The sequence below is a fragment of the Shewanella sp. 10N.286.52.A9 genome, from assembly GCF_041468985.1.
In the GTDB taxonomy this organism is placed as follows: Bacteria; Pseudomonadota; Gammaproteobacteria; order Enterobacterales; family Shewanellaceae; genus Shewanella; species Shewanella japonica.
Map to the genome: position 1 here is coordinate 344,156 of NZ_JBFRJQ010000004.1, position 12,646 is coordinate 356,801.

10 protein-coding genes are annotated in these 12,646 nt (G+C 39.4%); all 10 read right to left on the bottom strand.

Annotated features, from left to right (window positions below; translation table 11 throughout):
• Positions 1-56 precede the first annotated feature (56 nt).
• Positions 57-536 carry a type VI secretion system tube protein Hcp gene (locus AB4128_RS04045; RefSeq protein ID WP_055023372.1) on the bottom strand — a complete coding sequence of 160 codons (480 nt, stop codon included), beginning with the start codon at positions 534-536 and terminating at the stop codon, positions 57-59.
• A 378-nt stretch (positions 537-914) separates the two neighbouring features.
• Entirely contained in the window at positions 915-3,521 is a 2,607-nt protein-coding gene (gene tssH / locus AB4128_RS04050; protein WP_372036951.1) for a type VI secretion system ATPase TssH, read from the bottom strand.
• Between the two features lie 19 nt (positions 3,522-3,540).
• A complete protein-coding gene (gene tssG / locus AB4128_RS04055) occupies positions 3,541-4,626 on the bottom strand; it encodes a type VI secretion system baseplate subunit TssG (protein ID WP_282166108.1) in 1,086 nt (361 codons plus the stop codon).
• Positions 4,623-6,452: a type VI secretion system baseplate subunit TssF gene (tssF, locus tag AB4128_RS04060; protein WP_372036953.1), complete on the bottom strand. Its 1,830-nt coding sequence runs from the start codon at positions 6,450-6,452 to the stop codon at positions 4,623-4,625. The genes tssG and tssF overlap by 4 nt, the downstream gene beginning before the upstream one ends.
• Positions 6,449-6,937 (bottom strand): type VI secretion system baseplate subunit TssE, encoded by a 489-nt coding sequence (gene tssE, locus AB4128_RS04065; RefSeq protein ID WP_055023376.1) that lies wholly within the window; start codon positions 6,935-6,937, stop codon positions 6,449-6,451. The genes tssF and tssE overlap by 4 nt, the downstream gene beginning before the upstream one ends.
• A gap of 9 nt (positions 6,938-6,946) precedes the next feature.
• Positions 6,947-7,753: a type VI secretion system accessory protein TagJ gene (locus AB4128_RS04070; RefSeq protein ID WP_372036955.1), complete on the bottom strand. Its 807-nt coding sequence runs from the start codon at positions 7,751-7,753 to the stop codon at positions 6,947-6,949.
• Between the two features lie 14 nt (positions 7,754-7,767).
• Entirely contained in the window at positions 7,768-9,303 is a 1,536-nt protein-coding gene (gene tssC / locus AB4128_RS04075; protein ID WP_372036957.1) for a type VI secretion system contractile sheath large subunit, read from the bottom strand.
• A gap of 45 nt (positions 9,304-9,348) precedes the next feature.
• Positions 9,349-10,839, bottom strand: coding sequence for a type VI secretion system contractile sheath large subunit (gene tssC / locus AB4128_RS04080; RefSeq protein ID WP_055023379.1), 1,491 nt, complete (start codon positions 10,837-10,839; stop codon positions 9,349-9,351).
• Positions 10,839-11,339 (bottom strand): type VI secretion system contractile sheath small subunit, encoded by a 501-nt coding sequence (tssB, locus tag AB4128_RS04085; protein WP_055023380.1) that lies wholly within the window; start codon positions 11,337-11,339, stop codon positions 10,839-10,841. Before tssB ends, tssC (AB4128_RS04080) begins: the two co-directional genes overlap by 1 nt.
• A 41-nt stretch (positions 11,340-11,380) precedes the next feature.
• Positions 11,381-12,481: a type VI secretion system protein TssA gene (gene tssA / locus AB4128_RS04090; RefSeq protein WP_372036960.1), complete on the bottom strand. Its 1,101-nt coding sequence runs from the start codon at positions 12,479-12,481 to the stop codon at positions 11,381-11,383.
• Between the last annotated feature and the right edge of the window lie 165 nt (positions 12,482-12,646).

The window sequence follows — 12,646 nt, forward strand, 5'->3', positions numbered from 1 at the left end:
AAGAATTAAGATCTTGAGGAAACTGACGTTCCCTCAAGATTAAGATCGCAAATGGATTACATTTGTTGACCTTTAACACCGCTGTAGCCGTAACGTAGCGCTGCAGTAATGTTGTTTTTATCATCAGTAGGCGTTACTGCCATCATCATTTCAGTGTAACTGATAGTGATAGTTTCTACTGGACGATCGCCATGAACTGAAACACTGTAGCTAGAGATCATTGCATCAGTTAATTCGATTTGCATGATTTCTTCAATTTTGTCACCTTGCTTGGTCACATGGAAAATAGCTTTTTTACCTTTACCGATAGTTGCTTCTTTGAAAAGATCAGTAGAAGCATTATCTTGTAATTTAGTGATAGTTACATCACCTAAACGTGTAGAGCTCGCTTCACGGTCTTTTGCAGTACCAGTAAAAGAAGTAATTTCACGGCTAACATTCCAGTCTACTGATAACACAGTAATCATGTCTTTGAATTCTTCAGCAGTAGTTTCGCCTTTAATACCTTCATAATCTAAATACGTGTTCGCTTGCATTATTAATGCTCCTTTTGCGTGATTGTCATCCATTAATGGACAGTTTTATATAAGTTTAATAACAAACTTAATATTTCAATTTATTAAAAATGCACTTACTAACAAATAACACCCAAAAGTATTATTCATTGATAAAAGTAGATATATATTTTTAAAGCCAAAAGATTATAACAAAGGTTTTCTTTAAATCAATCGACCTTACAAAACAAGAGTTAATAATTTACAAAAATAATTAAAAGATATTAATTCAGACACTTATAAGAACCTACCACAATAAAGATTTATATAAACCCTTATCATTTGTTATTATTAACACTGGCTAACTAATACCTAATAATTATATTTTGTAAGTCATCTCTTACTTTAAAAAAATTAAATTTATACTTTATAGGTAAATTCTTCCTTGCTTACATTAACTTTGACATTATTTATTTTTTTATTGGTCGCCATATTCTGTAATATTTGTACTGAGAGTTCAGGTAACATTGAGTTTTGTAAAATATTGTGAACATTTCTGGCTCCAGAACCTGCATCTTGGCACATCGAAACGATCTTACTTACAACGTCATCGGTAAAACTAAATTTCGCCTGATAATGACCCGCAAGGCGATGACCAACTCTCGCTAACTGTAATTTAGTAATTTCACTCAACATGTCTTGAGTTAATGGAATATATGGAACCACATTGGTTCGTCCTAAAAATGCGGGTTTAAAGTAAGTCAGCAAGTCATCTTGTAAAGCCTTTCTTAAACCATTGATTGAAGGCGCCGTTTGCTCATCTTCAAATAAAGACATAGTTGTATCTGTCCCAGCATTAGAAGTCATGATGATAATTGTATTTTTAAAATCAATATCTCGCCCTTCACCATCTTTAATCATGCCTTTATCGAATACTTGATAGAAAATATCCTGTACACCAGGGTGCGCTTTTTCCATTTCATCTAATAAAATAACGCTATAAGGCTTACGACGAACAGCCTCTGTTAGCACGCCACCTTCGCCATAACCCACATAACCAGGAGGTGAACCTAATAGTAAAGAAACTTTATGTTCTTCTTTAAATTCAGACATGTTGATCACAGTCACGTTATCTTCACTACCATAAACATGCTCTGCCAAAGTTAATGCCGTTTCTGTTTTACCTACACCACTTGGGCCCGTCAATAAGAACACCCCTATTGGGCGTTTCTCATCACCTAACTGCGCTCGCGACGTTTGCACTGTCTTAGCAATCAAGTCCAAGGCATGATCCTGACCAATAACTCGTTTAGCCATAATGTCCTTTAGATTGAGCACATTGGTAATTTCATCATCCTGCATTTTACCAGCAGGGATCCCGGTCCAGTCAGAAATCACTTCTGCAACCAGTTGCTCATCAACTTGCCAATGCACCATAGGTTGTTTGTTGCTTGCTAATTGTTGTTTTAGCGTCGTGAGTTCGGCAACTAACTGATCAGAATCTTCCTCTCCCTCTTGGATTTTGGTCACTAATTCTGCAATAGCTTCCACGGTTTTAAGTTCGGTTTCCCATTGCTTCATTAAAGGCTTAAGTGCTTTCTCTAACGTTTTTTGCTCTTTATTTAACTCGCTAATGACTTTCTTATGATCGGTACCCGTTTTCTGCTCACGGGTTAAAATATCAATTTGCGTCTCAAGTTGCTGAATTTGTCTTTGTAATGATTCAACACTGCCTGGTGTTGAAGCCTGACTCATTGCAACGCGCGCACATGCCGTGTCTAACAAACTTACCGCCTTATCGGGTAACTGCCTGCCGGTAATGTAACGATGTGATAAATTAACAGCTGCACAAAGCGCCTGATCTGACACCAAGATCTTATGGTGACTTTCCATAACAGGTAGCAAACCTCGCATCATTGCAATAGCCTGTTCTGGTTCAGGCTCTTCAATTTTAACCACCTGAAAACGTCGAGTTAACGCTGCATCTTTTTCAAAAAACTTCTTATATTCAGCCCATGTTGTAGCAGCAATTGTACGAAGTTCACCACGAGCTAATGCTGGTTTTAAAAGATTTGCAGCATCATTTTGGCCTGCCTGCCCTCCACTACCAATCATGGTATGCGCTTCATCGATAAATAGAATGATGGGTTTAACCGAGTTTTTAACCTCGTTAATCAGTGCTTTTAAGCGATTTTCAAATTCACCTTTAACACCCGCTCCAGCCTGTAGCAGGGCTAAATCCAAAGTATGAATACGGACATTTTGTAACGCTAATGGCACTTCTTTTTGGGCTATTTTTAACGCTAACCCTTCAACTACCGCTGTCTTACCCACACCTGCTTCACCAGTTAAAATAGGGTTATTTTGGCGACGACGGGTTAAAATATCGATCATCTGACGAATTTCGTTATCTCTACCTAGAATAGGATCAATTTTTCCTGCTTCAGCTTGCTGCGTTAAATTTTGGGTAAACTGATCTAAACTCGGCGTTTTACTGGGTGCATTTTCCATTGCCTGAGTCTCTTCAATATCACTACTTGATACTTTATGCTCAGTAGATTGTCTCTCAAGTTGTGGCCATGCGTGCTTTAATTGCGCTGAATCGATTTTGAACAGCTGTTTCGCTGAACGAGAAACTAACGAGTTTAACGAGTCATCGGTCAATAATGTGAAAATCAAATAAGCGGTTCTGATTTCATTATCATTAAATTCAATACTGGTATTTAACCAAGTTTGTCTCAGTAGACTAACAATATGCGGCGATAAACTTGGCGCTGCGCTATTACCTGTTTTAAATTTCTCAAGGCCTTGCCTTACTTCATGAATTAATTGGTCTTTTTGGATTGAAAAACTGGCCATAATGATATCTAAATCACCTGACTCAGCCTCTAACAGCGCAAGTAACCAATGTTCAATTTCTACCGTAAATTGACTTCGGCTGTGACACACACTGGCCGCAGACTCTAAAGACTGGCGACACGTTGGATTAAGTTTCCCTACTAACTTACTTAAAGTCATCGCTGACATATTGATAATCCTTTATTAATTAAATCATTAAGCGTTTTGTTTGTTGCCCATGTTCGGTTCGGCTTAATAAACCACAACCTAACCCTAACGGCACGGCCGCTTTTGAAAGCTGAGCTTTTGGAGCATCTTGTTGTTTTACATCGAGATAAATTTTAAATTTCGCCGTTTGGCCTAAATAGCTTGATACGAGATCTTTTAACGGCTGATAACACTTCTCACCAGGCATGAATGCACTAACGGTTTGACCGTCTTTAGGTGTGAGTTGAATACTAATACTGGAATTAATATCCCAAACTCGACTGCCAATACTCGCATCTACACCTAAACGCGCGTACTGACCTTCTGGCATTGCTCTGGAAGATAACTTGGTTTGTTCATTGGCTGAAAGCTGCTGCCAACGACCTTGAAATGACGCTATCTCAACTTCACAACCAGTAAAGTCTTTCAGCATGATTCTAAGTGATTCAGCACTCGGCGTTTTTCTATTCAAAAAACCACCGTAGTAACAGTTCAACGACTTTTTACCGCTAAGCAGACTCAGCACATGCGTAAAACTGTCTTTTTGATTATTGAAAGCTGACACACTATCTGGCGAACTATCTTGAAGCGGTTGATAGTTAACAGAGAATCGATACTTTTCCCATGCTCGATAAAATAACGAGATGATGCGGTGATTAAATAAATCATAAAAATCCCGCATACCTGTGTCTTTTAAGCGCAATCGTTCAAGTAATAGCTCTGTATAATGTTGAGGTAGCACACCACTTGGGCCAGTTAACCCCATAAAGGAGACATGCATTTCTGCAGCAATTTTTTTAGCAGCACTTGCTTGGGTTAAATTCACTTTACTGATTGCTTGCCCAGGAAAACCCAAATGTTGATCAGACTTAAACCGCAATAACTCTTCTGATGGAATGGCATCATGGCCCACTTTGTGACCTTGCTCTTTTCCTTGAAGTAATTGTTGCTGAAATTGATATACAGCCTGATAAAAGTCATGTTCTGTCGGTGAATCAGCAATCGCTTGTAACTGTTTTGCAGGTGCACTCATGTTCGCCGACTGATTGATTAACTCATCAAAGTTTACTTCTGCGCTCATTGTCATAGTAATGGCCTATTTCCAGAACGAGCTGGCCACGTATGCGTGATGGCATCTTGATCTTTAAACCTCATGCTTAAACGCGTAAAACTATTTACAACAGAAAACTGGGCAAAGAAATGGTCTAAAATGCTGCAAAAAAAGAACACTCCACTACCTGAGTAATGATCTTTGATGAACGTAATTTCAATATGGCTACCACTGCAAAAACTGATTCGTCCATTTTGATTGACCCTAGCAGTATCGGGGGACACTGATACTTGATAGATGTTTTCAATCAAGTTTTTATTCTCTGGTGAGCATTTGAAGTCATACAGTTTTAACGTTTCTTTTAAATGCGTCAGCGCATCAGGGCCACTAAAACTGTCTATAGATAAATGGCTGACCAATTGCCAACGAGAAGCATCGCTTAATGCAGCTCTCACTGGCATAGTTGGTGCTAAAAGGCATTTTACGTGTTTAATAATATCAGCACGTTCTGGCACAAACATTTTAGGTTCATCGGTGCCAAATGGCAGGTGAGCGGGTAGATTTCTGTTACTGCATAAAGCATTAATACTCAGTATCCAAGCGCCATAATCTTCTTCGGCTTTAAAGCCCTTAAAATTATGATCCACCAGCGATAAATAGGATTCAGTCCCCTGCTCTGCATACCCTCCAGACCAACTCGATGACTCTCGCCTTAAGTGCCAAAATAAGTTGTCATGGCCTAAATACTGTGGGTGGGATTCACCGTAAAACGGTGTAACCTCAACTTGATTATCTTTAGGATCATAGGCAATGACTTGTTTAACACCGATTATCTCTGCAACTTCTGCATCAGCATAACGCGCTGCCAGTTTATATTCATATTGAGATGCATCGATACTGACAGGCTCAAGTTTTTGCTCAAATAAATTTATGACTGGAGTACACCCGAGTAAAAAGTGATTCGCTGTAACTTGTTTTTCAAGGTCTTGCGAGCCTTCTTTTAAATAGATATAAAGCGAAAACTTATCGTTGATCCCTTGCCACTTTCCTTCAATGTCATCAATATCAAAAAACAAAAACTTTTCAGGAAAAATGAAGTTTTCAAGTAACATACGGTATCCAGCACTACTGCGTTGGCTGTATGGTATGACTTGCTGATCATCCTCAAAACCCACCGACTTTAAGTGCCGCTGAGTTAAGAAATGACACACGGATTGGTCGTCATTCACTAAGGCAAAGCCTAAGCTATGCTGAAACAGTAATTGGTATAACTGGAAAGTTTGATGGTCCTGACCATTCAAGAAAAATCTCAGTCTGTTAACACCTAAACTCGGCATGCTAATTTCTTCAAACTCACATGCTATATCCAGTTTGATAATGGCTTTAGCCCGTTCTGGCCATTGAGGTTCTGGCGCATTGAATGGAGCATTTTGAAATTGCACTTTTTGCACTTCAATTGGCCACAGTTTCATGTCGTAACATGTTTGAAAATGACATGGCTTCATACCATCAACTTGAGTATCAACCTTAGTATTTTTAGGTAGCTGTACTCCTGTTGTCGACAAGTTTTCTGTGGTGACTTTTATCACTGACATTGAAGGAATTGGTGCTTGATAATCAGGATACAGTTGACCTAATAACGCTTCTGTCAATTCAGGGAAACTGTCATCTAACTTCTGCCTTACTTGCGCTGTTAGTAGCGAAAAAGCTTCGATAAGTCGCGACACATGTGGATCTTCGACATGTTCATCACTTAACCTTAATCGACCAGCGACCTTAGGGTATTGCTCTGCAAACTCCGAGCCCATATGCCTAATAAATGCTAACTCTCGGTTGTAATATTCTAATAATTCTTGGTTCACAACGCCCCCTCATTCACAATCATCGCCAGATGAACTGGTTCAACTTCTGAGTCAAATGTAATAAATTCAGGTTCAGGATCCGCATATAAAAGTGCATTAATCTTTAACCTTAATACCCGATCTAATGGTTGCTCGTTATCTACCGCTTCAACCATGACTTCAAGAAATCGAGGCTCAAACCGTTTAATCGTGTCAGCAACCTGTTTACACAGAAGTTGGCGCCCATCGAGGCTTGCAACAGGCATAGAAGAAAAATCACGTAAGCCATAGTTCATTAAAGAATGATCCAGTTCGCTTAAATGTTCTGGCCAAGTTTGCCACTGTAACTTTGCATTAAGCAGATTTTCTAAATCACGACGAACATTGGTTCTTAACTGACGTAAATTAAGGCCTCTATGGCTATCTTTGACATCTTGCTCGTCTGGCGCATCATCGATTAAACGATCAAGTACTGATGCCATAATAGGTTGCTGGTTTTGGCTCAAAATGACTTCCTACTGTAAAACGGGAGTGTGGATTTTAGTCACTTGATTCAAAGGCAGTGCATTGTCATCTGCAAACCACATTTTTAATCCTTTACCTGTCATAACGTCTGTGGCGACTTCTTGCCAATCCGTTTCACGACCTAATTTTTGCGCATCTGTTTCGCTATTACCGTAAACAAGTGGGATATGTGCTTCGCCACTTGGGCCGTTTTTAATCGCTAGATCAACACGTCTCCAGACGGTTTCAACCAATGATGAAACTGGTTGAAAATTGATATATTCAATTTCTGAAAGTTGCGCTAAATAGTAATAGCCATCAGTTCCGAAGATTTCTATAAAGCCACCTAAGGTGTCATCCAAATCTCTTATCTCTTCATTAATTTGATCGTCTAATAACAAACTCACTTGAGGGCGTTGAGCTTCTAATCCTTGACTACACTGAGCCACTTCATTGGCAGTATCATTGCCTTTTTGGGCATCAGTTAACGCTAAACGTAACTTCATTAGCGCTTCAACGTGATCATCAGAGTCAGCGAACAGTTTAGGTACTGAGTTGCCTTGCATATAATCCTGTCTACTTTGCTCTGCACGAATTAATTGACGCAAGTTTGAAGCACCGATTAAGAAATCAGGATGTTTTTGCACAAGAAGATTAAGCTGCTTGTCAGCACGCTCAAGTTCACCGTTAATGCAAAGCAGTTCAATGAATGCACTTTTTAAATCAACATTCATTGGGTCTTCTCTTAACTGAGCTTCTACATATTTAATTGACTCTTGTAGCTGACCACTTTGCAGCATCTGTTGTATTTTTTTCATGTGATACCTATTAATTAATTCCTTGAGGTCAGCTCAGTCACTAACTTAATGCTAGAAACCATCTGATCTAATTGAAAATGGGGTTGTAATTGAATAATTGAGTAAAAATGCCCTGGTTTTCCGCGCATTTCCTTTACTTGTACTTGGGCATTTCTTAAGGGATATTTGCTTCGAACATCGTCAGAAGACACATCGGATGCAGTCGTGTAATTATGAAGCCATAGTTGTATATCTCGCTCACAAGCCTCTGCAGAGCTCAGTGAACCGATTTTTTCTCGACCTATCACTTTGATGTAATGTGCAAACCGAGATACGCAAAGCGTATATTGCAGCATGGTTGATAGTTTGGCATTGATGGTGTCTTCCAAACGTTCGTACTTTATGGGTTTCTGGGCTGATGCATTGCTGTAAAACACTAAATGTTCGCAGCCTGAAACGGGAGACAATGGAATAAAACCTTGGTCAGAAAATGACTTTTCAGCTCTATCACTGACAAGTAAATCCACTGACGGTTTCTTACGCTTGCGGTATAAGTCAGTTTCATACTGGCTAACAGCTAAGTCACACACTAGCCCTTTTTTACGACTACCAGGCTCTAAGCCTCGAATATGGCCAAACCAACCTGAATCACTAAATGAGCGGATTAATACGCCACCAAAGGCGTAAGCAGCATTTCCCCATAAGTGATCAGTCTTTGGGTGCTTTATTGATTCTTTAAACTTGAACCCTTCACTGCGCGTCCCGTCAATTAAATATGGCGATCGCATCAGTATGTGCGGCATGGTGAGTCCAATAAACCTCGAATCATCCATTTCACGAAGTGAGTTCCACTTTACGTATTCAGTTTGCTCGAATATTTTTTCAATATTCATGTGAGCCGACAAATCTGAGAAGTCATCAACACCAAATAATGTTGGGCATGCCGATGTAATGAAAGGAGCAAAAGCTGCTGCAGCGGTGCGTGATATGTCTTTTAATACATCTATATCATTAGTCGCAACACCTGGCCTAGATTTATGGCTAAGCTGATAATCACCAATAAGCGTGCCAAAGGGTTCGCCACCAGACATGTCATATTCATTGTTATAAATGAGTTTGAAAAATTCGCTTTGGTCAAATTCAATAGCCCGATTGATATCTTTAGATAACGTCTGCCAACAACAATCGAGAATTTTTACTTTAACTTTCTGATCTTTATCATGTAACTCTTGCTGCTCTACAAGATAAAACACGCCACGCCAACTCGCCTCTAATGACTGAAAAGCTTTGTTGTGGATAATGCTATTGATTTGTTGCTCGAGCTGCTTATCGATAAGATCTACCGCTTTTAATAAAAGAGGTAGCACTGAGTGCTTGTCAAACTGAGTTAAAGAATGACGCGAGTTTTCAAGCCACAATAATAACGATCGGGTTGAGTCTGATTCACGAAGGAATCGTTCAACAAGATGTTTATTTTTCAGCTTTTGTGGTGTTGATGACACAGGCTGTTTAAAGCCTGCGTCATCATTGAAAATTTCACTTGTAACAAATGAAATGGTTTCTTGCGTCATCGTTTGTTTCTATCCTTGAAAACAAATGAGGGTCACTGTCAGTGATTATCCTACTTTAGGAATTTTCGCCACTAGACGTAGTGATGCAGTTAACTCTTCCATTTGCAACCAAGGACGTAACCAAGCTACAGCATTATAAGAGCCCGGTTGACCAGGGATTTCCTTCACTTCCACTTTTGCGTCAGCTAATGGATATTTGGCACGAATATCTTGTCCGCCACCTTCTGATGCATTGACAAAAGAAAGGATCCAACGGTTTAACCATGCTTCAACATCATCGGCTTCCATAAAGCTACCAATCTTGTCACGAGCCATCACTTTTAAGTAATGTGCAAAGCGAGACGTTGCCATTAAATAGGGTAGTCGAGATGAAATTGCAGCATTAGCCGTTGCATCGTGACTAGAAAAGATTTGTGGTTTTTGACAGGTTTGTGCACCAAAAAATACGGCATAATCAGTATGCTTGTAATGACATAATGGTAAGAAACCAAGTTTACTTAACTCTGCTTCTCGACGGTCTGTAATACCGATTTCAGTTGGGCACATTAAGTCTGGGTCACCATCATCACTGGTAAAGACATGAGCAGGTAGGCCTTCAACTTTACCCCCACCTTCTGCTCCACGAATCGCAGTACAGAAACCATACTGGCTAAATGCTTGACCCATATTGGTTGCCATAACATATGCTGCGTTCATCCAGCAATAATCATCATGAGCTGCAACTTTAGAACGGCCACTTGCCGCATCCATTTCAAACTCTTCGTAGCAGAACTCTTCTACTGGTTTAGTTGCACTACCGTAAGGTAAACGCGCAAGTACTCGTGGCATAGTCAAGGTCACAAAGCGTGAATCATCACTGTCACGGAATGAACGCCACTGTGTGTACTCTAATGATTCGAATACTTTTTCAAGATCACGTGGTTTACTTAATTCTGTCCAGTCATCAAATCCAAATAACGATGAACCAGAAGCAGAAATAAATGGGCAGAAGCCAGCAGCAGCCACATTAGACATTAAAGATAAGGTTTCAATATCTGATGGATGATTAGTAAATTCATAATCGCCGACTAAACAACCATAAGGTTCGCCACCTGGTGTTCCGAACTCAGACTCATATATTTTCTTGAACATTTGGCTTTGATCAAACTCAACAGCCTTACTTAAATCCTTATGAAGCTCTTTTTTAGATAAGCTCATTACACGGATTTTTAATGTCGCGTTGGTTTCAGAGTTCTTGACTGTGTGATGAAGACCACGCCAGCTTCCTTCTAATTTTTGCAGCTCATCATTATGCATAATCGCTGCAAGCTGTTTGGAAATAACTTCATCCAAACTATCAATCGCTTTGTTAAACGTCACAGTTAAGTTTTTATCCCACTGAACTGTCCCTTTCAACGCTTCTTCAGTCAAAGAGCGAATAAGCTCTTCAGCACGTGTTGAATCAGTTTGTTTCGTAGCATCTATCGCTTGGTCAAGAATCGACACACTCAGTGTTTCTTCGTTTACAGGCTCTAATGTAGCGGCATCCGTGCTCATCATTCAGCTCCTTTAAGATTTAGTTCACCGGCTAGTTTGTCTAAGCTAGTGGTATTGTTTAATACGTCTTCTAAAATATTCTCAAGATTCTCTGAGCGGTCTACTTTAGTCATCAGATCACGCAATTTGTTACGTGTTTCCATTAACTTTTTCAAAGGCTCAACTTGATTGACGATCGCTGCAGGTTCAAAGTCTTCCATGCTCTTGAACTCTAAATCGACATTCATTTCAGAATCATCATCAGCTAACGTATTTTTCACAGAGATATTTAACTTTGGGCTCATGCGCTTTAGCACGTCATTAAAGTTATCACGGTCGATTTGTACAAAACGACGGTCTTTTAATGGTTTTAAATCTTCAGTGTTATGGCCAGTAAAGTCACCTGTAATACCAATCACAAAAGGCAGCTCTTTTTTTACAACTGTACCTTCTGTTTCTACATCATAGGTAATATGGACGCGGGGTTTTCTCACTCGCTTTAATCTATCATGTACACTCATTTGAACTCCTTTCAATAAAATTGTGAGTAATCGATTACAGATTATTCTTCAGTTTTTATTCCAGATAATTTAAAGAAGCCATTCCTCGCTTCTCCATCTTGGATTAATTCTTGTAACAACTCAGGTAAACTCAGATCACTCCACCTAATGACTTGCTCTATGGCATAGGACATCGGTGAATGTGGCTCAGTATTCTTAAAAAATTCTGCGATTTTCTCCAAATTCTCAATAGCTTGAGCGCGAGAATTTAGCTGTTGCTCAATGCCAGTCGAGCCGCTTTGTGCCGTTACTTCGTCATCAGTTTCTGCTTCAACTTCCGTAGATATTGAAGACGTTTGACTCTTAGCTAAAATAGGTTCGGTTATCGTATGAATTTGAAGCGCACAGGCTTCTAATGCTTTTCGAATATAGCTCGTCGGTTGTGGTAAACCTCCCATCGCAGTATCCATGACTTCCGACAACCTTGAGAATGCAGCGATTGCAGCATTGACATCAGCATCAAGTTCAATAAAAAAGCTATCTGATGTTTCCTTAATACTTAACTCAACTTCTTCAAGTGATATAGCACCCGCATCGAAACGCTTTTCTTGTTTGTCGCTATCTAGCCTATCGACCTCTAATGCTTGCTCATATTGCCAAGTTGAGTAGGCAAACGCCCCTTCTGTGATTGGAATGGTTTTGATTGGCTGAATTAATGAACCTTCGCTTTCAACACCGTTTAAACCAATTAATGGCGCAATTCGTTCTTCAAGATCGTCTGGGTCAGGTATTGGATATAAGTTTTCCCAATAGCGCTCAATTAATTCAGCGGCCAAGGTAAAACCAAAACTTAATCCCTTAAAGCCATGTAAACGGCATGCAGCTTCAATAAACCAAGCGATGTACTCGAGATCTTTGGCTTTATCTCTAGTGATATCTGGCACTTGCTCAAAGATTGGACGCCACTCAATAGCGACAGAAAGTACATCTTCTTCGTCTATTAACGCTTTTCGTTCATTCGCCCGTGCTGTGCTTCTTACATCTTTAAGTAAGTAATAGGTAGATGTTGGACTGATATCAGAACGCGGATCTTCACCCGTTACAGCTTCATCTGTAATAGGTTCAATTAATTCTTCAATCGATAGATTATTTAATTGGCTCAACTTTATTCAATCCTTGAATATATTATTATCAATATTCGATAACAAAATGTGCTTCTACACAAAACTAATAAAACACTAATACTTAATAGTGTATATTTAAAATTAATACTAAAATTAATACTTTTTGATGTTATATATCAGATCACATATTAGTTAATACTTTAT